The organism is Actinoplanes sp. L3-i22, assembly GCF_019704555.1.
Lineage (GTDB): Bacteria > Actinomycetota > Actinomycetes > Mycobacteriales > Micromonosporaceae > Actinoplanes.
Map to the genome: position 1 here is coordinate 8270716 of NZ_AP024745.1, position 19967 is coordinate 8290682.

20 protein-coding genes are annotated in these 19967 nt (G+C 72.3%); 6 read left to right on the forward strand and 14 right to left on the reverse strand.

The genetic code is table 11. From position 1 onward, the window contains the following. Positions 1 to 23 precede the first annotated feature (23 nt). A complete protein-coding gene (locus L3i22_RS37170; RefSeq protein WP_221322143.1) occupies positions 24 to 821 on the reverse strand; it encodes an inositol monophosphatase family protein in 798 nt (265 codons plus the stop codon). Positions 822 to 907: 86 nt separating this feature from the next. Here L3i22_RS37170 and L3i22_RS37175 point away from each other — a divergent pair, with 86 nt between their 5' ends. From L3i22_RS37175 to L3i22_RS37185, 3 genes are read left to right on the forward strand one after another with little or no spacing between them, the layout of a single operon-like run. Next, positions 908 to 1549 (forward strand): TetR/AcrR family transcriptional regulator, encoded by a 642-nt coding sequence (locus tag L3i22_RS37175; protein ID WP_221322144.1) that lies wholly within the window; start codon positions 908 to 910, stop codon positions 1547 to 1549. Next, on the forward strand, positions 1546 to 3294 hold the full coding sequence (locus tag L3i22_RS37180) for a long-chain fatty acid--CoA ligase (RefSeq protein WP_221322145.1): 1749 nt from the start codon (positions 1546 to 1548) through the stop codon (positions 3292 to 3294). Before L3i22_RS37175 ends, L3i22_RS37180 begins: the two co-directional genes overlap by 4 nt. Positions 3295 to 3303: 9 nt before the next feature. Further along, positions 3304 to 3681, forward strand: coding sequence for a VOC family protein (locus L3i22_RS37185; RefSeq protein ID WP_221322146.1), 378 nt, complete (start codon positions 3304 to 3306; stop codon positions 3679 to 3681). 7 nt (positions 3682 to 3688) lie between these two features. Here L3i22_RS37185 and L3i22_RS37190 read toward each other — a convergent pair whose 3' ends face one another. The 5 genes from L3i22_RS37190 to L3i22_RS37210 all read right to left on the reverse strand — a co-directional run bounded on the left by L3i22_RS37190 (position 3689) and on the right by L3i22_RS37210 (position 10641). Further along, on the reverse strand, positions 3689 to 5587 hold the full coding sequence (locus L3i22_RS37190; protein ID WP_221322147.1) for an alpha amylase C-terminal domain-containing protein: 1899 nt from the start codon (positions 5585 to 5587) through the stop codon (positions 3689 to 3691). Positions 5588 to 5749: 162 nt separating this feature from the next. Next, positions 5750 to 6103 carry an STAS domain-containing protein gene (locus L3i22_RS37195; RefSeq protein WP_221322148.1) on the reverse strand — a complete coding sequence of 118 codons (354 nt, stop codon included), beginning with the start codon at positions 6101 to 6103 and terminating at the stop codon, positions 5750 to 5752. Continuing rightward, entirely contained in the window at positions 6093 to 6932 is an 840-nt protein-coding gene (locus L3i22_RS37200; RefSeq protein ID WP_221322149.1) for an ATP-binding protein, read from the reverse strand. Before L3i22_RS37200 ends, L3i22_RS37195 begins: the two co-directional genes overlap by 11 nt. A gap of 233 nt (positions 6933 to 7165) precedes the next feature. After that, positions 7166 to 7882: a HEAT repeat domain-containing protein gene (locus tag L3i22_RS37205; RefSeq protein WP_221322150.1), complete on the reverse strand. Its 717-nt coding sequence runs from the start codon at positions 7880 to 7882 to the stop codon at positions 7166 to 7168. Further along, complete coding sequence (locus L3i22_RS37210; RefSeq protein ID WP_221322151.1) at positions 7879 to 10641, reverse strand: RNA helicase; 2763 nt, start codon at positions 10639 to 10641, stop codon at positions 7879 to 7881. The genes L3i22_RS37205 and L3i22_RS37210 overlap by 4 nt, the downstream gene beginning before the upstream one ends. A gap of 86 nt (positions 10642 to 10727) precedes the next feature. Here L3i22_RS37210 and L3i22_RS37215 point away from each other — a divergent pair, with 86 nt between their 5' ends. Beyond that, positions 10728 to 11453 (forward strand): HAD family hydrolase, encoded by a 726-nt coding sequence (locus L3i22_RS37215; protein ID WP_255657457.1) that lies wholly within the window; start codon positions 10728 to 10730, stop codon positions 11451 to 11453. On the opposite strand, the gene L3i22_RS37220 is transcribed toward L3i22_RS37215, so the two are convergent. The 7 genes from L3i22_RS37220 to L3i22_RS37250 all read right to left on the reverse strand — a co-directional run bounded on the left by L3i22_RS37220 (position 11454) and on the right by L3i22_RS37250 (position 16355). Beyond that, entirely contained in the window at positions 11454 to 11648 is a 195-nt protein-coding gene (locus L3i22_RS37220) for a hypothetical protein (protein WP_221322152.1), read from the reverse strand. Between the two features lie 48 nt (positions 11649 to 11696). After that, on the reverse strand, positions 11697 to 12596 hold the full coding sequence (locus L3i22_RS37225; RefSeq protein ID WP_221322153.1) for a diacylglycerol kinase family protein: 900 nt from the start codon (positions 12594 to 12596) through the stop codon (positions 11697 to 11699). A gap of 50 nt (positions 12597 to 12646) precedes the next feature. Beyond that, positions 12647 to 13615 carry a twin-arginine translocase subunit TatC gene (tatC, locus tag L3i22_RS37230; protein ID WP_255657458.1) on the reverse strand — a complete coding sequence of 323 codons (969 nt, stop codon included), beginning with the start codon at positions 13613 to 13615 and terminating at the stop codon, positions 12647 to 12649. Between the two features lie 9 nt (positions 13616 to 13624). Continuing rightward, a complete protein-coding gene (gene tatA / locus L3i22_RS37235) occupies positions 13625 to 13984 on the reverse strand; it encodes a Sec-independent protein translocase subunit TatA (RefSeq protein ID WP_221322154.1) in 360 nt (119 codons plus the stop codon). 136 nt (positions 13985 to 14120) lie between these two features. After that, the gene (locus L3i22_RS37240) at positions 14121 to 14363 is read right to left on the reverse strand and encodes a hypothetical protein (RefSeq protein WP_221330352.1); all 243 of its coding nucleotides are present in this window, start codon (positions 14361 to 14363) and stop codon (positions 14121 to 14123) included. A gap of 16 nt (positions 14364 to 14379) precedes the next feature. Continuing rightward, a complete protein-coding gene (locus L3i22_RS37245) occupies positions 14380 to 15363 on the reverse strand; it encodes a YafY family protein (RefSeq protein WP_221322155.1) in 984 nt (327 codons plus the stop codon). Beyond that, entirely contained in the window at positions 15360 to 16355 is a 996-nt protein-coding gene (locus L3i22_RS37250) for a YafY family protein (RefSeq protein WP_221322156.1), read from the reverse strand. The genes L3i22_RS37245 and L3i22_RS37250 overlap by 4 nt, the downstream gene beginning before the upstream one ends. 69 nt (positions 16356 to 16424) lie before the next feature. Here L3i22_RS37250 and L3i22_RS37255 point away from each other — a divergent pair, with 69 nt between their 5' ends. Both L3i22_RS37255 and L3i22_RS37260 read left to right on the forward strand, forming a co-directional pair. Further along, on the forward strand, positions 16425 to 17432 hold the full coding sequence (locus L3i22_RS37255) for a cation diffusion facilitator family transporter (RefSeq protein WP_255657459.1): 1008 nt from the start codon (positions 16425 to 16427) through the stop codon (positions 17430 to 17432). 10 nt (positions 17433 to 17442) lie between these two features. Next, on the forward strand, positions 17443 to 18510 hold the full coding sequence (locus L3i22_RS37260; RefSeq protein WP_221322158.1) for a DUF3866 family protein: 1068 nt from the start codon (positions 17443 to 17445) through the stop codon (positions 18508 to 18510). On the opposite strand, the gene L3i22_RS37265 is transcribed toward L3i22_RS37260, so the two are convergent. Further along, complete coding sequence (locus L3i22_RS37265) at positions 18507 to 19946, reverse strand: GGDEF domain-containing protein (RefSeq protein WP_255657460.1); 1440 nt, start codon at positions 19944 to 19946, stop codon at positions 18507 to 18509. The genes L3i22_RS37260 and L3i22_RS37265 overlap by 4 nt on opposite strands. Between the last annotated feature and the right edge of the window lie 21 nt (positions 19947 to 19967).

Genomic DNA, 19967 nt, shown 5'->3' on the forward strand with positions numbered 1-19967 from the left:
CACGATACGACCGCTTTATCGGCCTAATGAGCGATTTGCGCGTTCTGCCCTCGAAGGATGCCGAGCGCCTCGTCGAGCAGTTCCGGACTGCTCGCGAAGACGAACGGCCCGCGGTCCGGCCCGGTCTGCCCGGCGAGCCCGCGGAACACCCCACCCGCCTCCGGGATGATCACCGAGCTGGCCGCGAAGTCCCAGATCTCCCCGCCGGTCTGCACCGCCACGTCCAGGTCGCCCTGGGCCACCAGCAGCGGCGGATGCACCGGCCACGGCCGCTCGTCGGCCACCGCGATCAGCGACGCGGCCACCTCGCGCCCCCAGTCGATCGGCACCACCCCCAGCCGCGCCTCGCCCATCCCGGCCGGCGCGCCCGCCACCCGGATCCGCTCCGCCTCGACGAGACGATCATTCAAGACCCGTCCCCGGTACGACCCCTGGCCGCGCTGTGCCCACCAGGCGACCCCCTGCGCCGGGACGACCTGCACGCCCGTCGTCACCACCCCGTCCACCTCCAGGGCGATCAGCACCAGCCACCGGTTGTCGCCCCGGACGAACAGCGCGGTCCCGTCGATCGGGTCGATGATCCACCGGCGGCCGTTCCCGGTCGCCGTCTCGCCGTGCTCCTCGCCGAGGATCGCGTCGCCCGGTCGCGCCGCGGTCAGCACCTCCCGGATCACGGTCTCCACCGCGCGGTCGGCGACGGTCACCACCGAGCCGTCCTTCTTCGTCTCCTGCGGCAGGTCGGCGATCACCGCGAAATGGCGGAGCGCCTCGGCGGCGCCGGTCAGTGCGGCCCGCTGGGCCAGTTCCAGATCCGTCTCCACACGACCATCCTGCCGGTTCGCGGCGGAGGACTTGTCGGGTGACGCCGGAACGGCGTGCGAAGGTTCGAGTAACAACGCGTACTCAGATGGGACCCCCGCCCGTGCCGGACCGGATCGCCAGCGGCGTCGTCTTCACGACCCCGGCCGCCCTGCCGCGCGGCCGGCACGAGCTGCCCCGCGAGCGGATCGTCGCCGCCCAGCGGGAGAAGATGCTGATCGCCGCGACCGAGCTGCTCGCCGGCGAGGGCTACCGGGGCTTCGGGGTGCGGGAGATCTGCGCCCGGGCGGCGGTGTCCCGGGCCGCGTTCTACGAGTGCTTCGCCGACAAGGACACCTGCGTCTACGCCGCGTACGACCGGTTCATCGAGGTGTTCCTGGCCCGGCTGACCACCGAGCCCGGGGACGGTGCGGTCGGCGGCTTCGTCACGTCGTACCTCCGCGTCCTGAACAGTGACCGGGTCGCGGCCCGGGCCTTCCAGGTGGAGATGGACGCCCTCGGGCGGCCGGCGCGGCAGCGCCGCCGCGAGGCGATCGAGCGGCTCGCGGTGACCGTTCGTGATCTGCGCGGTGACGCGGCCGGCGCGCCGCTGAGCGCCTACGTCGGCGCGATCTACGCCCTGCGGCAGATCGCGTCGGACGCGCTGGACAGCGGCGGCGAGCCGGACCTGACGGCCCTCGCGCCGGAGCTCTCGACCTGGCTGACCCGGATGGTGGAGGACCGACAATGACGCAGACGTGTACCGCGCCGGCCGCGGAGGAAGCGACCCTGGCGGCGCTCCAGGAGCACGAGCCGGCCTCGTTCGGGGCAATGTTCCTGCAGCGTGCGGCGGAGCAGCCGGACGCCGTCGCCTACCTGCGACCCGGGCCGGACGGCTGGCGGGAGCAGACCTGGGCGCAGACCGCGCGGGCGGTCACCGAGATCGCGGCCGGGCTGCTCGCGCTCGGGCTGCGGCCGGAGGACCGGGTCGCGATCGCCAGCGGCACCCGCGTCGAGTGGATCGAGGCGGACTTCGGCGTGATGTGCGCCGGCGGCGCGACCACCACCGTCTACCCATCCTCCTCGGCGGACGAGGTCGCGCACATCCTGACCGATTCCGGCAGCCGTTTCGCGATCGTCGAGGACCCCACACACCTTTCCAAGATCTTATTTCCCGGTACGCCGGTGGAACGCGCCGTGCTGATCAGCGGCGCCGACCCGCGCGCGATCACCCTCGCCGAACTGCGCGAACTGGGCTCGCCGGAGACCGTGGACGCGGCCGTGGCGGCGGTCCGGCCCGACGACCTCGCCACGCTGATCTACACCTCCGGCACCACCGGGCTGCCCAAGGGCGTGCGGGTCGCCCACCGCGCGTGGATCTACCAGGGCCTGGCGATCCGGGCGATGGGCATCGTGCGCCCCGACGACCTCGGCTACCTGTGGCTGCCGCTGTCGCACGCGTTCGGCAAGGCGCTGCTCAGCTGCCAGCTGTCGGTCGGCTTCGCCTTCGCGGTGGACGGGGACGTCGGCCGGATCGTGCGGCGGCTCGGCGAGGTCCGGCCGACGATCATGCCGGCCGTGCCGCGGATCTTCGAGAAGGTCTACGCGGCGGTGAGCGCGGCTACCGGCGTACAAAAGCTGCTGTTGAATTGGGCAGTTGGGGTGGCCTCGGAGCGCCGGTCCGGGCTGCGGTTCCGGATCGCCGACCGGCTCGTGCTGGCGAAGGTCCGCGCCCGGTTCGGCGGACGGATGCGGTTCTTCATCTCCGGCGCGGCCGCCCTCTCCCCGGACATCGCCCGCTGGTTCGGCGCGATCGGGCTGCCGATCGCGGAGGGCTACGGGCTCACCGAGTCCTGCGCGACGACGATCTTCAACCGGCCGGACCGCCCGGAGTACGGCACGGTCGGCATGCCGCTGCCGGGAACCGCCGTCCGGATCGCCGGCGACGGCGAGATCCTCCTGCGCGGGCCCGGCCTGATGCAGGGCTACCACGGGCTCGACTCGTCCGCGGTCCTGGTCGACGGGTGGCTGCACACCGGCGACATCGGCGAGATCACGCCGGCCGGGTCGCTGCGGATCACCGACCGCAAGAAAGACCTGATCAAGACGTCGAACGGGAAGTACGTGGCGCCGCAGACCTTGGAGTCGCGGTTCAAGGCGATCTGCCCGCTGGCCGGTCAGCTCGTCGTGCACGGCGAGAAGCGCAAGTACATCACCGCGCTGATCGACCTCGATCCGGACGAGGCCGCGAAGTTCGCCGCGGCGCACGGCCTGGACAGCGGCTCGGTCGCCCGGTCGGACGTGCTGCGGGCGGAGTTGCAGGACTGCGTCGACCGGCTCAACGGCACGCTCAACTCGTGGGAGACCGTGAAGAAATTCGCCGTCCTCGATCAGCCGCTGAGCGTCGAGAACGGCGAGCTGACCGCGTCCCTGAAGCTGCGCCGGCGGGTGATCGAGGAGCGTTACCGGGCGGTGCTCGACGGGCTTTACGCCTAAAGTCGGATCATGCATCGAAGCCGGTTGTTCGGAGTGCTGATCGATACCCCGGCCGCGGAGGCCGAGGCGGCCGTGGGGTTCTGGACCGCGGCGCTGGGCGGGCCGACCCGCCGGTCGCCGGACGAGCCGGAGTACACCGGGATCGAGGGGGTCACCGGGCTCGCCATGGTCGTCCAGTCGGTCGACGATCAGCCGCGCTACCACGTGGACATCGAGACCGACGACGTCGCGGCGGAGACCGAGCGGCTGCTGGCGGCGGGCGCGACGCTCGTCACGGACCACGGCGGGCACAAGATCCTGCGGGCGCCGGGCGGGCATCTGCTCTGCGTCGTCCCGGTGCAGAGCCCCGCCCAGCTGTTCGCCACCGACTCCAGAGTCTGGCCGTAGTCCCCGGTTACCGACGGCGGAAGACCAGCAGGGCGTTCGCCGGGATGGTCATGGTCGCGGAATGGTCCAGGCCGTGCAGCGGCGGCCCGTCGGCGACCACGGCCCCGGCGTTCCCGGCCACCTCCGGGTTGGGGAAATTGTCGTAGTAGTCGCTGTTGAAGTCCTCACTCCACCAGCCCGCCCGCGGGAACCCGAGCCGATAGTCCCGCAGCGTCGACTCGCTGAAGCTCGCCACCACCACGACGTCCGCGCCGACCCCCGGCACCCAGCGGTGGACCGCGATCACCCGGTTCTCCTCGTCCACCGAGAAGACGTTCACCCCGGACGAGCGCAGCGCCGGCAGCGCGCGGCGCAGATGGATCAGATCCCGGCTGAACCGCAGGAAGTCGACCATGTGCCGGTCCGCGCCGAGCGCCCCGTCCCACCAGACCAGCCGGTCGGTGCGGCCGGGGCTGTCCGACCAGAGCTTGTCCTCGAGGAACTCCTGGCCCATGAAGATCAGTGGGACGCCGGGGGCCGTCAACAGGATCCCGTTCGCGACCCGGGAGCGGCTGCGGGCGTACCAGGACCGCGGGTTCGATCCGTCGGCCAGCCGGGCGATCCGCGGCGCGCGATGGTCGTCCATGTCCAGGACCAGATCGTGGTTCTCCAGGCAGTTGTACGCCCAGCCCGGCGACCGGAGCCCGGCGGCGATCCGGCCCACACCCCAGCCCCGGTCGGCCACCACCGCCCGCACCCCGTCCCGCAGCGTGTCCGAGTAGGCCAGGTCGAAGCCCATCCCGACCGGCGGCGGCTCGACCGCGAGCCGCGGGATCTCGCCCCAGTACTCGGCGACCAGGGCCGCGGCCGGGAAGTCCGCGCGCAGCGTGCCGGTCAGCTCCTGACAGAAGCCCCAGCCGCCCTTCGCGTCGATCACGCTCACCTCGTCGAACCGCAGCCCGTCGGCGTGGTAGTCGCGCAGGAACATCCGGGCGTTCGCGGTCAGGTACTCCCGCACCGGCTGCCGGTCGAACGCGAAGACCCGGCCGCCGGCCCAGCCCTCCGCCGAGAAGTACGGATTGTTGTACGGCCCCGGGTTCGCCGGCAGGTCGACGTAGTCCAGGCTCTGCGGGTCGAGCCCACCGCCGGCGTGGTTGTAGACGACGTCGAAGAGCACCGCGACGCCGTACCGATGGCAGATGTCGACGAACGCCTTCACCTGGTTCGCCTGCCCGGCCAGCTGCTCGAACTTGAGCGGCGACGGGAGCAGCTCGTTCACCGCGTCCAGGTACGGCGGCAGCGCCTCCGGGGCGACGCAGTAGTCCATCTCCGGGGAGAACAGGTCGGTGCCGTTGTAGCCCAGACTCCACTCCCCCTGGAACTCCACCACCGGCAGCGGCTGCACCGCGGTCACCCCGAGCGCGGCCAGGTAGGGCACCCGCTGGACGGCGTCGAGCAGCTTCGCCGTCCGGTGCGGGCGGCGGTCCCGGCCCCGCGCGTCCGCCGCCGAGAAGACGCCGACGTGGAACTGGTAGACGATCAGGTCGGCCCGGTCCGGCGGGGTCCAGTCCTGGTCGTGCCAGGGGTAGGAGGTGTCGTCGACGACCAGGGCGTCGCACTCCGGGTAGCCGTACAGCTCCAGCTCACGGGCCTGCGGGTCGCGCTTGAAGCCCTCGTCGCCGGCGCCGACGACGTAGAAGCGGTACTTCGTGCCGGGCTCGACGCCGGGGAAGAACCCGGTCCAGTCGCCGGTCGCCGGGTCCCGCAGCAGCTCGTCGTCGGGGTCGGGGAGGTAGGTGAAGACACCGTCGAGGGCGACGTACACCCGTTGCGCGGCCGGCGCCCAGAACCGGAACGCCACGCCACCGTCCACCAGGGTCGCACCGCGCGGCAGCCCGGCGGTGACATGTTCCTGCGAAGCCACCATCCCCACACGTTAGGGGCCGCGCCGAAAAACGGCCGTCAGGTCCCCGACTGCCCGGCCACCGCAATGCCAGGAAAAGAGCAAAAAGCCGATTTGGTACGTCGGGAGCCGCCGGTCGCCGACATCATGGCGTTGCCGGGGCGGCCGGCGTCGGGGCGGCCGGCGTCAGTCCAGGCTGAACAGGTCGGCGGCCCGGGTCGCGCTCAGCAGCCAGCGCAGGTGCGGCTGCGGGTTGCGCAGGTGACAGGTCGCGTCCCGGGCCCCGGCCACGCACCGCGCCGCCACCAGCATCCGCAGCCCGGCCGCGTCGCAGAAGTCCACCTCGGCCAGGTCGATGTGGATCTGCCGGACCGGGGCGGCCAGCCCGAGCACGTCGTAGACCCGGGTCAGGTCGTAGAGCTGGGTCTGCAGCGCGGTCACCGACATCGCGTCCAGGCTGCCCTGCAGCCGGATGATCAACCGGTCGCCGGTGCGGGCGCCGGCGATCGCCGTGCCCTCGAAGGTGGGATCAGTGGTCATATGACGGAACCTCCGGCCGGTTGCGCAGGATCGCCCATACCAGTTTCCCGCCCCGCGCGGGAAGTGCACCCCACGCCGATGCCGCCGCCCCCACGATCCGCAGCCCCAGGCCCCGGGTGGTGAGCGACGGCCCGAGTGGGCCCGGCTCCGGGTCACGCACCTGTGGCAGTGCCGGATCGCCGTCGAAGACGGCCAGGTGCAGGCCGGCCGTCGCGCCCTCGCCGCGCGGGGACACCACCATCTCGATGTCGGTGCCGGCGTGCTCGGCCGCGTTCACCACCAGCTCGGAGGCGACCAGCCGGGCGGGTTGCAGCAGGTGTGCCAGGTCCCAGTCCAGGCAGGCGTCGCTGACCAGGGACCGGGCCAGGGCCGCGGCGGCCGGGTCCGGCGGCAGGGCCAGATGCATCCGGTCGACGAGCGGGCGGCGGTGCGCCAGCGCGGACCGGGCCTGGTGGACCGACGCGTACATGACCAGCCAGTCCCGGGCGCCGAGCTGCCGCAGCCGGCGGGCCAGCGGGACCGGCGCCGGCAGGCACACCCCGATCGCGATCGGGGGCTGCATCGCGGCGCCCTGCGCGCACAGGGTGAGCCAGAGCGGCGCGCTGACCGCGCTCGGATCGTCCAGCCGGTGCAGGTCGACGATCATGCCGGCCGGGTGCTCGGCCAGGCATTTGTCCAGCACCGTCCGGGCGCGCCAGGACAGTGGGCGGTCCCAGGGCCCGTACAGGGTCACCTCGATGACCGCGGTGTCCTGATCGATGACGGCCAGCACCGAATCGTCCAGAGCGTCTCCGGTCCACCCGATCAGATGCGGTGAGTCGGAGGCCATGTCCCCTTCCTTCCGGTGGGCGCGATCAGCGACATCTGTCACTGTCGTCCGCTATTCTTGAATCGTCCCAAAGACACCGTCAATGCAGATTCACCATGCGTCGATGATCGCTCCGGGCCACCGCCACCGCCCGAGTCCCCGCCGCGGCCCGACGCGAAGCCGCGACGAGCGCCGCCCCCAGGCCCGGCCGCGGCCCGACGCGAAGCCGCCACCAGGAACCACGCTCAGGAACCTCAGTCGGGCAGGTCGTCCTCGTCCCGCCACTCGGGCAGCCGGGACCGCAGCGCGCGGGCCGCCGGCCCCCGATACCTCGTGTCTAACACCTCGGCGAGGATCTCGAGCACCTCCGGGTCCGGATGCTCGGCGACGAACGCGAAGTCGGCCACCTCACCCCGGCCCTTGAGCTGCCACAATGCCGCGGTCACAGCCCAGACGTCGGCGGACCGCAGCTCCTCGAGCAGTTCCGGGTACGGTGTCCGGCGCCCGTCCTCGTCGAACCGCCGCCGCAGCCGGGCGGCGCCGTACTCCCCCCGGCTCAGGCAGCCCGGACAGGCGCAGGGCCGCTGCCCGTGGGCGGCCGGCAGGTACCGCCACCCGGTCAGCCGCGGCGCCGGCCGGATCGTGCGCACCTCGGCGGAGGTGACCTTGCGCGGGACGACCACCTCGTACCCCGAAGGGTCTTCCATGGTCCGCAGCCTGGCCACCGCCTCGGCCGCGGTGACCGCCTCCCGGGGTTTGCCGTAGTGTCCGACCTCGACCGGCTCGGCGTCCGGCAGCACGAAGGTGACCGCGACGAACTCGCGCACCCCGCGCCGGCGCAGCTCCCGCGCCCACTGATAGGTCAGCGTGTGCGAGGGCAGCACCGGGAAGCAGAAGACCGGGGCGCCGAGCCCGGAGCGGCGGACCTTGGCGGTCAGCCGCGCCGGGGTCAGATGGACGAAGCGGCTCACATGCCGCTGTGGTACGCCAGGACACCGCGGTTCACCGCGGTGATCGCCTTACGGGCGGTCTCCTTGACGCTGGGCGACGCCGCCGACGCCTCCCGGATCTGGCCGAGCAGGTCGAGCACCTGCCGCGCCCACCGGACGAAGTCCCCGGCCGGCATGTCCGCGTCGTAGTTGTGCCCGCTCGCCAGGACCTTGGCCAGCGGCTCGCCGCGCGCCCACCGGACCATCGGCCAGACGAAGCCCGGATCGGGCTCGCGGGTCAGGGTCAGGCCGTGCTCGCTCTCGTCGGCCGCGATCTCGCCCCACAGCTTGGCGCAGGCGTCAACGGCCGCACTGATCGGGCCCTTCGGCACCGAGGCGCGGTCCTCCCCCTCGCGGCGGGACTCGTAGAGCACCATCGAGACCGCGGCGGCCAGCTCGTCCGGTGCCAGCCCGTCCCACACGCCCTGCCGGAGGCACTCGGCGACCAGCAGGTCCGCCTCGGACCAGATCCGGCCGAGCATCCGGCCGGACTCGGTGACCTCGCCGTCCGACGACAGGTAGCCCCGGGCCGCCAGCACCGCGCAGACCTGGTCGAACGTGCGGGCCAGCGAACCGGTGCGCCCGGACACCTTGTCCCGCAGCGCGTCGGTGTCGCGCTGCAGCCGGTGCCGCCGCTCGGCGAAGCGGGCATGATCCTCCCGCTCCGGGCAGGCGTGGCAGGGGTGCTGCCGCATCTGCACCTTGAGCAGGGCGATCTCGGCGTCCTCCCCCGGAGCGGCCTTGCTCCGGCCGCCACGGCGACGGTCCGGATGCCGGTCCAGCCCGGTCGCGCTGACCTCGGCGGCCAGGTCGCGGCGGGCGCCCGGGGAGCGGTGGTTGAAGTTCTTCGGGACGCGGACCCGGGTCAGCACCTCGACCTCGCCGCCGAAGTCGGCCGGGCTGACCCGGCCGGCCCAGCGGTCCTGGGTGAGCACCAGCGGGCGGGGCTCGCCGAACCCGCTGGCGGCCGGCTCGAGGACGACGGCCAGGCCGGCGCGACGGCCCTGCGGGACCCGGATCACGTCGCCGAGGCGGAGCCGGGCCAGCGAGTCGTTGGCGGCCGAGCGGCGCTGGTTGACCCCCTGCCGGGCCATCGACTTCTCCCGGTCGGCGATCGCGATGCGAATCCCGAAATACTCGTCGAAGTCGCCGTGGTGGCAGGCGCCGTCGTCACCGTACGTCTGCATGGTCTCGACGTTGCGCTGGACCTGGCGGGCCAGCCCGACCACCGACCGGTCCGCCTGGAACTGGGCGAAGGACGACTCCAGCAGCGCGCGGGACTTCTCCGCGCCGACCGAGCCGACCAGGTTGACCGCCATGTTGTACGACGGCCGGAACGACGACCGCAACGGATAGGTCCGCGTGGAGGCCAGGCCGGCCACGTGCCGCGGGTCCACCTCGGGGCTCCAGAGCACCACGGCGTGGCCCTCGACGTCGATGCCGCGGCGGCCGGCGCGGCCGGTCAGCTGCGTGTACTCCCCCGGGGTCAGGTCGACGTGGGCCTCGCCGTTGAACTTGACCAGGCGCTCCAGCACCACGCAGCGGGCCGGCATGTTGATCCCCAGCGCCAGCGTCTCGGTCGCGAAGACCGCCTTGACCAGGCCGTTGACGAAGCACTCCTCGACCGCCTCCTTGAAGGCGGGGAGCATGCCGGCGTGGTGCGCGGCGACGCCCCGCTCCAGGCCGTCGAGCCACTCCCAGTAACCCAGCACCGACAGGTCCTCGGCGGGAATGTTCGCCACCTTGGCCTGGGCGATCCGGCGGATCTCGGCGCGCTCCTCCGGGTCGGTGAGCCGCAGGCCGGCGCCGAGGCACTGCTGGACGGCGGCGTCACAGCCGGCGCGACTGAAGATGAACAGGATCGCCGGCAGCAGCCCGGTCCGCTCCAGCCGGTCGACCACCTCGGCGCGCGGCGGCGGCTGCCAGCGCTTGCTCCGGCCGCCGCGCCCGTTGTTCCACCCGCCGGTGCTGGCGCCCATCTCCAGGCGGCGCTCCATCTCCCGGGAGTAGCGCAGCAGCTCGGGGTGGACGTCGTGCTTCTTCGCCGCGTCGGCGTCGTGGAACAGGTCGAACATCCGCCGGCCGACCAGCATGTGCTGCCAGAGCGGGACCGGCCGGTGCTCGCTGACCACCACCTCGGTCTCGCCGCGGACAGTGACCAGCCAGTCGGCGAACTCCTCGTAGTTGCTCACCGTGGCGGAGAGCGAGACCAGCGTCACCGAGGACGGGAGGTGGATGATCACCTCTTCCCAGACCGCGCCGCGGAACCGGTCGGCCAGGTAGTGCACCTCGTCCATCACCACATAGGCGAGGTTCTTCAGCTGGGTGGAGCCCGAGTAGAGCATGTTGCGGAGCACCTCGGTGGTCATCACGACCACGGGCGCGTCCGCGTTGATCACGTTGTCACCGGTGAGCAGGCCGACCTTGTCGGCACCGTACCGAGCGACGAGATCGTGGAACTTCTGGTTGGAGAGCGCCTTGATCGGCGTCGTGTAGAAGCACTTGCGCTCCCCCGAGCGCAACGCCAGGTGCACCGCGAACTCGCCGACCACGGTCTTGCCGGCGCCGGTCGGGGCGCAGACGAGGACGCCGTTGCCGCGCTCCAGCACCTCGCAGGCCGAACGCTGGAAATCGTCCAGGTCGAAGCCCACGTCGAGCATGAAGTCGTCGAGCGCCGGGAACTCGGCGACCCGCGCCGCCCGCCGCTGTGATTCCGCATACCGTTCGGCGGGACTAGTCATGAACACCAGGCTAGTGCGCGGGTATGACAATTTGCGACACGGTAGTGGCCGTCAGGAAGCAAACCGGGCATCGGTAAGGTGCACGAGTGCCGCAGACCACCGAACCTCCCCAGTCCGCGCGGCCCGTGGAAGCCGTGTTGTTCGACTTCCACGGCACTCTGGCCCAGGTGGAGGACCCGCTGACCTGGGTTCTGGCCGCCGCCGCGGCCTGCGGCGCCGAGCTCGACCGGGGGAAGGCCACGATCCTGGCCGACCGCCTGGTCACCGCCGGCCGGGCCGGGGGCCCGCTGCCGCACCGGGTGCCGCCGCAGTTGGCCGAGCACTGGGCCGACCGGGATCTCTACGAGCACAGTCACCGGGCCGCGTACACCGGGCTGGCGTCGACGGTGCACACCGACGTCGAGGGGCTGGCCGACGCGCTCTACGAGCGGTTGCTGGGGCCCGACGGCTGGGTGCCGTATTCGGACACCGAGCCCACGCTGCGCAAACTGCACGACGCCGGGATCAAGGTCGCCGTGGTCAGCAACATCGGGTTCGACATCCGGCCGCACTTCGCCCACTGGGGGCTGGACGGGCTGGTCGACGCGTTCGCGCTGAGCTACGAGGTGGGCCGGACGAAACCGGACCCGGCGATCTTCCTGCGCGCCTGCGGCATGATCGGTGCTGATCCGGAACGGACGCTGATGGTGGGTGACTCGGCCGCGGACGCGGGTGCGGTCAAGGCCGGCTGCGCCGCCCTCGTCCTGCCGGCCGCCGAGCCGGGCCGCCACAACGGGCTGGGCGCCACGCTCGCCCTCACCGGCAGCGTCTAGTCACATGTAGCGGTCGAGGACCGTGCCCCGGCGGACGCTCTTGCCGGCCGCGGTCGGCGCGGTGCCCGACTTCTCGGCGCCGTCCGGGTTGCTGGTGGCCGCGTCCGCGATCGCCTTGAACGCCTGGCGGGCGTTGCCGAAGACCGAGGTCGCCAGGGAGGACATCGAGGACGTGTTCGCTGAGACCGTGTTCATCGCCATGCCCTCAGATTCGGACCGTTCCCGCGGGAACTGACCCCGGAGTCAGAGGAGCAACCGGATCGCACCCGGCACAACTTTCAAGTCGAGCGGCAGCGGGCCGAGCCGCTCCCCGTCCGCGTAGCCGATGATCCCCTCGGCATGGACCCGCACCCGCCGGGCGCGCAGCACGTGGACCCGCGGATCGGTGACGTGCGTGCCCAGGCGCAGGCGCGGTTTGAGCCGGGCCAGCCCGCCACGCCCGAGCCCACCGGCCCAGATCACGTCGAGCAGCCCGTCGGCCGGGTCGGCGTCGGGCAGGATCCGCATCCCGCCGCCGTAGCTGGCCGCGTTCCCGACGGCGACGATCTCGGCCGCGACGGTCCGCGTCTCGCCGTCGATCTCCAGCGTGTAGACCCGCTCCCGGAGCCGGGCCAGCTCCAGCGCGATCGCGAGATCGTACCGGCGCGGGCCGCGGGGCCGGACCATCCGGTTGGCGCGCTCGTTGACCAGGGCGTCGAACCCGGCGGCGAGCACGGCACAGAACCAGCGCTCCCGCCCGGCGGCGTCCGCCGCCAGCACGGCGTCGAACCGGTGGTCCCGGTCCGCGGCCAGGGCCGCGGTGATCCCGGCTGCGGCTTCGAGCGGATCCGGGGGTACGCCCACCGCGCTCGCGAAGTCGTTCCCGGTGCCCGCCGCGACCACCCCGAACCCGACCGGCCGCCCCGCCGCGGCCTGGAGCGCCCGGTGCACGGTCCCGTCCCCGCCGACCGCGACCAGCGCCACCGCCCCGTCCGCGACGGCCCGGTGACAGGCCTGCTCGGCGGCCACGCCGGTGTCGGCCGCCAGCAGCCGCACCGGATGCCCGGCCGCGCCGAGCGCCTGCAACACCCCGGGAAGCAAACCGCGGTGCCGGCCGCGCCCCGCGAGGGGGTTGGCCAGCACCGCGATGAAGTCGCTCGTCACAGCCGCAGACTGTAACCGGAGTCACAGCGGCGGCGTCAGCGGGCTGTCTATCAGGTCATGTCGTCGAATCGGCGCTCGATGGGTCGGGGACCGTCGACCGGGGTGGGGCCGTCGACCGGAACAGGGGCGGAGATCGGGTCGGAAGCGCCGACCGGGACCCGCTCCTCCTCGAGCGTGGAGATCTCGTCGTCGTCGAGACCCGCGTAGATCTCCTTGCCGACGCCCTTGCGCTTGTCGTTCAGGTACGCGACGCCGACCGCCACGAAGTACAGGAACGCCATGCAGGAGGCCAGCAGGGCCATGCCGAACGGACCCGGGTCCGGAGTGGCGACCGCGGCGAACGCGAAGCACAGGAACACCACGGCACGCCACCAGCTGAGCAGGCGCTTGGCCGTGACCACGCCGGTGAAGTTCAGCATCAGCAGGATCAGCGGGAACTCGAACGCCACCCCGAACAGCAGGATCATCGTGGTGACGAACCCGATGTACGCGGTGACCTCGAGCTGCTGGGAGCCCTGCAGGACGCCCGCGTCCATGATGAACTGCAGGCTGTGCTGGACCACGAAGTAGGCCAGGATCGCGCCGCCGGCGAACAGCGGGGCCGCGATGCCGACGAACACGTACGCCCACTTGCGCTCGTGGCGGTGCAGACCGGGCGCGATGAAGGCCCAGAGCTGGTACAGCCAGACCGGCGCGCCCAGGATCAGGCCCACCCACAGCGCGATCTTCAGCTTGATGATCAGGCCGTCGGTCGCGGCGAGCGTCAGGTACTTGCATTCCCGAACGCCGTGGACGTTCAGCACCCAGGACGTCTCGAGGTTGCAGTACGGCCCGCTGAGCAGGTCGAACACCCAGTCGGAGACGATGAACCCGACGATCAGGCCGACCACGACACCGATCGACGCGATGAAGAGCCGGTTCCGCAGCTCCCGGACGTGCTCGATGAGCGTCATCGAGCCGTCCGAGGCCTGCTCGAACTTGCTGGGCCCCTTGTTACGGCGCAGGCTCAGGGCTGCCATCGGCCCGGGTCAGCGGTCGTTGGTGCGCTGCACCGGGTCCACGTACGGCTGGGCCGGGGGCTGCTGCGGCTGCTGGTAGCCCGGCTGCGGCTGCTGCTGGTAACCCTGCGGCGGCTGCTGCTGGTAACCGGGCTGCTGGTAACCGGGCTGCGGCACGTCACCCTGCAGCGGCTGGCGCGAGTACTGCGCGTCGGCCTTCTCCGCCAGGTTTTCGTTGTTGTTGTCGTCGACGAGACCCTTGGTCTCGGCCTTGATGATCCGCAACGAGCGCCCGAGGGAACGCGCCGCGTCCGGCAGCCGCTTCGCGCCGAAGAGCAGCACGAGGACAACGACGAGCAAGATGATGTGCCATGGCTTGAGGGCGCCCATGGGGAGACTCCAGTCGGTCGGATCAGGTTGCGGGGTCCATCGTACGTGTCAATTCCGGCGATGTTGCACCCAGGAAGCTGCGAGATTCTGATGGATCCCGATTACATCCCGGACAACGGGCTATGAACGACGCAGTTCACTTGCCGAGGCCGGCTTTGATCTGTTCCACCTGCTCCTGAGCCTGCTCCGCACGCTGTTGCAGGCCCAGCACGGTCTGTTCCAGCTTGGCGGCGCCGGCCTGCAGGCGCATCGCCTCCTCCTGCCGGCGCTGCAGCCTTCCGGCCGCCCGGCGCAGGACGGACAACCGGCCGAGCAGCCGAACGGCGGCCGTGACCAGGACGATCAGCGCGATCGCCACGACGGCGATCCAGACCCACATCAGCACGGGCGCAACCCTATCGGCCGGTCGCCGGGTCCGCAGCGAGCGGCTGCGGCGCGGCGTACTGGTCGAGGGCCGCGTGGGCCGCGTCGCGGATCTGCTCGACCAGGTCCTGCGGGCCGACGACGGTCACGTCCGGGCGGCCGACCAGGAAGCGCCGCGCCCACACCAGGTCGGTGACCCGCATCGTGACCAGCCACTCCCCCGGCTCCTTGACCACCTGCTCGACCGGGTAGTACTCGGTGATCCAGCGGCCGCCACGGCCCACCCGCAGGGTGATCAGGGGCAGCTCCGGGCCGGGCCGGAAGACGCCGTCGCTGACGTCGTGCGGGACCGCCTCGGCCGGCGGCCGGGACGGCTCGTCGAGCTGGGTGAACGCGTCGATCCGGTCGATCCGGAACAGCCGGGTCCCCTCGGCGCGGCGGCACCACGCCTCCAGGTAGGCGAACGTGCCGACGGTCAGCATCCGCATCGGGTCGACGACCCGCTCGGTGGTCTCGTCCCGGGCGGCGGTGTAGTACGTCAGCCGCAGCGCGTTGCCGGAGTCCACCGCGGCCCGGACCTTGGTGAGTTTCTCCTGGTTGGCCGGGAGCTTCACGGCGACCGGGGCGTCGGCCAGGTCACCGGCCGCGCTCTCGATCTTCACCAGGGCCCGCTCGATCGAGTCCCGCGAGCCGATGCCGGGCGTCTCGGCGAGCATCCGCAGCGCCACCACCAGGGCGAGCGCCTCGTCCGGGTTGAGCCGCAGCGGCTTGTCGATGCCGGCGTCGTGGCTGATCGTCACCCGGTCGCCGTCGAACGCCATGTCGATCAGGTCGCCCGGCCCGTAGCCGGGCAGCCCGCACACCCAGAGCAGCTCCAGGTCCTCGCGCAGCTGCTTCTCGGTGACGTCCAGGTCGGCGGCGGCCTCGGCGATCAGGATGCCGGGGCGGGCCAGCAGGTACGGCACCAGGTTCAGCAGCCGTCCGAGCCGGTCGGCGGAGGTGCGCGGCGAGGTCACGACGCCACCGCCGGGGCGGCCGCGTCGTACCGGGCGGTGAGCTCCTTGAGGTGCTGGATGACCGCGTCCCGGAGCTCCGGGGGACCGTCCGCGCGGGCGTCCGGGCCGTACCCGGCGATCCGCGCGGCGAGCCAGTCCGGATCGCCGTACGAAATAATCAGTTTGTCGGTTTCCTCGCCGATGATCACCTCGCCGGCCAGGCGGCGCAGACCGGCGGCGCGCCCGTGCCGGACGGTGACCGTCGCGCGGCCGTTGCGGGCGATCGGCCCGGAGCTGTGCGCCACGTGCTTGATCAGGTCGACGTCGGCGGGCGGGGTGAACGCCTCCGGGCGGCCGACCGCGCGGACGTCGCCGACGATCCGGGAGAGCCGGAAGCAGCGCGCGGCGATGCGGTCCTTGTCGTGGCCGACCACGTACCACCGGCCGCGCCAGCAGACCACGCCCCACGGCTCCAGGCGGCGGGCGCTGGGCTCGTCGACCTCGGGCACCCGGTACTTGAAGCTGACCGCGCGGCGGTCGCGGGCGGCCGAGGTCAGCGGGCCGAACGCCGGGTCGACCGTGACCACCGGCTCCACCCCGAGGGTGGCCTGCGGATCCACCTCGACGCCGGCGGCGCGCAGCTTGGCCAGCCCGGACGACGCGGCGGCGGCCAGGCCGGCGTGCTGCCAGAGCCGGGCGGCGATGCCGACCGCGGCCGCCTCGTCCGGCTCGAGCAGGATGTCGGGCAGCGCGTACTCCCGCTGGGCGATGCGGTAGCCCGGTTCCTGGTCGAAGATGCTGGCGGTCCCGGTCTCCAGCGGAACGCCCAGCTCACGGAGCTCGGCCTTGTCCCGCTCGAACTTGCGCTGGAAGGCTTCGTGGTCCCGGGGATCCTCGGGGTCGTGCTCGTAACCGGGCACGGTCGCGGCGATCTGCGCGGCGGTCAGGAACCGTCGCGTGGACAGCAGGCAGATCACCAGGTTCACCAGGCGCTCGGTACGAGTGCGCGACACGACAGGAAACCTAGCAGCCCGGGTGTCCCGACCGTTATTCGTGACCGCCGGTGGGGAACGATGGCCGTCGTGACCATCGCGCCAGAACCCGAGACCGCACCCACCGGACTGCCCGACACCGGACCCCGCGCCGAGACCGACAGCGTCGGCACCGTCCTCCTGGCGCTGCTCGCGAACCTGGTCATCGCGGTGGCGAAGCTCTTCGCCGGCCTGCTCTCCGGCTCCGCGGCGATGCTCTCCGAGGCCGCCCACTCGTTCGCCGACACGATCACCGAGATCTTCCTCTACGTCGCGTTGCGCCGAGGAGGAAAACCGGCGGACGAGGAACACCCGTTCGGGTACGGCAAGGAGAGCTACGTCTGGGCGTTCATCGCCGCCCTGTTCACGTTCGTCGGCGGCGCCGGGTTCTCGATCTACCACGGCGTGGCGACGATCATCAGCGGCGCGGGGGCCGGGGAGTACCTGTGGTCGTACATCGTCCTCGCGGTCTCCTTCGTCGCCGAGGGCACCTCGTTCATGCGGGCCCGCCGCCAGGTCCACGACCAGTCCCGGCGCTGGAACATCACCGCCTCCCGGTTCCTCCGGCTCACCCCGGACACCACCGTCAAGGCGGTCTTCTTCGAGGACGCGGCCGCCCTGATCGGCCTGGTCGTCGCGGCCGCCGGGCTCGGCCTGACCCAGCTCACCGGCCAGGAGATCTGGGACGGCGCGGCCTCGATCGTGATCGGCCTGCTCCTGCTGGTGGTCGCGTTCGTGCTGGCCCGGGCGAACGTGACGCTGCTGGTCGGCCGGGCGGTGCCGCGCCGGATCCACAACCAGATCGCCGCCGACCTGCGGTCCATCCCGGTGGTCACCGGGGTGCCGACGCTGCTGACCATGCAGATCGGGCCGGGCGACATCCTGGTCGCGGCGAAGGTCGACTTCGACGACGAGGCGAACGGCAAGGAGATCGAGTCCGCCTCCGACGACGCCGAGCGGCGGCTGAAGGAGCGGTTCCCGGAGATCCGGTACGTGTTCCTCGACCCCACCCGCGGCGAGCCGGGACGCGATCACATCGACGGCGGCGTGGACCGATAGTGTCCGGTTCATGGTGCGGTGGCGGTCCGGGACGGTTCTGTCGGTGCGACGTGGCTGGCGCGGCGCCGTCGAGCTGGACGTCGAGACCGGCGACGGGCTGACCCGCGCGCTCGCCTACCCGGAGCTGGTCGGCTCCCCGGAGCCCGGCGACCGCGTGCTGCTGAACGTCGGCGCGCTCGTGATGGGCCTGGGCACGGGTGGGTACGCGCTGGTCGTGGCCCTGCCCGACCGGCTCCCCGCGGACCCGGCCGACGACGGCACCGACCGCGACTCCGGTCACCTGGTCAAGGCCCGCTACACGCCGCTGCAGGCGATCCTGCTCGGCGTCGACGAGGAGGCCTCGCCGCATCGAGAGGTGATGGCCGCCGCCGAGTCGCTGGACGGGATGCCGGTGGTCACCGCCGACCTGCACTCGGCGCTGCCGGCGATCCTGGCCGGGGTGCACGCCGACCGGCCGGCCGCCCGGGTGGCGTACGTGATGACCGACGGCGGGGCGCTGCCGGCCTGGTTCTCCCGCACCCTGGACGGGCTGGCCGGCTCGCTCGCCGGGACGGTCACCACCGGGCAGGCGTTCGGCGGCGACCTGGAGGCGAGCACGGTGCACACCGGGCTGCTCGCCGCCCGGCACGTGCTGCACGCCGACGTGACGATCGTGGCGCAGGGCCCGGGCAACCTGGGGACCGGCACCACCTGGGGGTTCTCCGGGGTGGCGCTGGGCGAGGCGATCAACGCGATCGGGGTGCTCGGCGGGCGGCCGATCGGGTCGCTGCGGATCTCCGACGGGGACGGGCGGGCGCGCCATCGCGGGGTGTCCCATCACAGTCTCACGGCGTACGGGAAAGTCGCTCTGACCAGGGCGGACCTGCCGGTGCCGCAGGGCCTCGAGGCGGGCCTGGCCGCGGATCTGGATTTTCTGAGCGACCGGCACCGGGTGGTCAGCGTCGCGGTCGACGGGCTCGACGAGGCGCTGCGGGCGAGCCCGGTGCCGCTGTCGACGATGGGCCGCAAGCTCGATCAGGACTACCAGTACTTCCTGGCGGCGGCCGCGGCCGGCCGGCACGCGGCGTCGCTCCTCTAGACGACAGCCGGCATCTCGATGCGGTTGCGGCCGCGCGCCTTCGCCGAGTAGAGCGCCTCGTCGGCCCGCTGCAGCAGCTCGTCCGAGGTCTCCTCGCCGTCCCAGACGGCCAGGCCGGCCGAGAACGTCTGGTCCTGCGGGGTCGCCGCGAGCATCCGGGTCAGCGCCGCGTAGCCGTGCGCCGCGTCCGCACCCGGCAGCAGCACCACGAACTCCTCGCCGCCGTAGCGGGCGATCAGGTCCACCTTCCGCAGCGTCCCGTGCCAGGCCGCGCTCGCCGCCTTCAGCAACCGGTCGCCGGCCGGGTGCCCGAAGCTGTCGTTGAAGCGCTTGAAGTGGTCCAGGTCGACGATCGCGACCGCGACCGGCTCGTGGTCGCGGCGGGCCCGTTCCAGGGCGCGGGGCAGCTCGTCGTTCCAGGCGCGCCGGTTCGGCAGACCGGTCAGCTCGTCCGAGCGGGCCAGCGCGCGGACCTGCCGGGCCTGCCGCTCCACCTCCCGGACCAGGCCCGCCATCCGGCCCACCACCAGCAGGAACAGGACGGTGGAGCAGAGCACGATGCTCCAGCCGTTGGTCACGTTCCCGCGGTGCACCTGGGCGGCGAGCAGGCCGGGCGCGATCAGCGAGGCGCCGGTCAGCAGCGCCAGCAGGCCGGGGCCGAGCCGGGCGACCCGCTGTTCGGCCGCCTGCGTCATCCGGGCCGCGCCCGGGTCCAGCGCGGCCATCCCGAACAACGAGAACGCCACCAGGAAGATCGACTCCAGGACGTGACCGAGCCACGGCAGCCGCTCCAGCCACACCGTGGCGCCACCCAGGTTGTCCAGCACCACCCAGGAGCTGTCGCCGATCAGCAGGCTGATCAGGGCGGCGGCGATGATCCAGAGCCCCGGTCCCCGGCTTCCGCCGCCGCGCAGCAGCCGGGTCATCATGGCGAGCAGGAGCAGGTCGCCAATCGGATAGGCCACCTGTGTGGCGTACGCCAGCCGGTCCATGCTGGTGCCGCGATGCGCCGGCTCGATCACGAAGACCCAGGCCAGCAGCCCGAACCCGATGGTGATCGTGGCCGCGTCGATCAGCGCCGTCCAGTTCCGCCACTCGTCCCGGCGCCGGATCAGCAGGGCGAGGGCGACCGCGCAGGCCGGGTAGAGCAGCAGCCAGAACCCGTCGGCCGGGCTCGGCAGCGCGACCCGGCCGCCCAGCACCTCGGTGATCTTGGCGACCAGGATGCCGGTGGCGTTGCTGAACACCCCGACGCCGAGGAACCACCAGGGCGCGCGGTCCCGGCGAGGCCGGCGGCTCGCGCCGACCAGTACCGCCGCCACGGCCGCCCAGCCGATCCCGACCTGCCAGCCGACCATCAGCCAGCCGGAGTCCGGCAGGAACTGGTACCCCACCAGCGCGATGGCCACCAGCGCGGCGAAGCGTCCCGTTGTCACCGATCCAGCAGACGCCCCTTC

Bases quoted from the DNA above. Each gene is read 5' to 3' on its own strand.
- L3i22_RS37175 (WP_221322144.1), top strand. From the start codon at position 908: ATGGGACCCCCGCCCGTGCCGGACCGGATCGCCAGCGGCGTCGTCTTC.
- L3i22_RS37180 (WP_221322145.1), top strand. From the start codon at position 1,546: ATGACGCAGACGTGTACCGCGCCGGCCGCGGAGGAAGCGACCCTGGCG.
- L3i22_RS37185 (WP_221322146.1), top strand. From the start codon at position 3,304: ATGCATCGAAGCCGGTTGTTCGGAGTGCTGATCGATACCCCGGCCGCG.
- L3i22_RS37190 (WP_221322147.1), bottom strand. From the start codon at position 5,587: ATGGTGGCTTCGCAGGAACATGTCACCGCCGGGCTGCCGCGCGGTGCG.
- L3i22_RS37195 (WP_221322148.1), bottom strand. From the start codon at position 6,103: ATGACCACTGATCCCACCTTCGAGGGCACGGCGATCGCCGGCGCCCGC.
- L3i22_RS37200 (WP_221322149.1), bottom strand. From the start codon at position 6,932: ATGGCCTCCGACTCACCGCATCTGATCGGGTGGACCGGAGACGCTCTG.
- L3i22_RS37210 (WP_221322151.1), bottom strand. From the start codon at position 10,641: ATGACTAGTCCCGCCGAACGGTATGCGGAATCACAGCGGCGGGCGGCG.
- L3i22_RS37220 (WP_221322152.1), bottom strand. From the start codon at position 11,648: ATGAACACGGTCTCAGCGAACACGTCCTCGATGTCCTCCCTGGCGACC.
- tatC (WP_255657458.1), bottom strand. From the start codon at position 13,615: ATGGCAGCCCTGAGCCTGCGCCGTAACAAGGGGCCCAGCAAGTTCGAG.
- tatA (WP_221322154.1), bottom strand. From the start codon at position 13,984: ATGGGCGCCCTCAAGCCATGGCACATCATCTTGCTCGTCGTTGTCCTC.
- L3i22_RS37240 (WP_221330352.1), bottom strand. From the start codon at position 14,363: ATGTGGGTCTGGATCGCCGTCGTGGCGATCGCGCTGATCGTCCTGGTC.
- L3i22_RS37260 (WP_221322158.1), top strand. From the start codon at position 17,443: ATGGTGCGGTGGCGGTCCGGGACGGTTCTGTCGGTGCGACGTGGCTGG.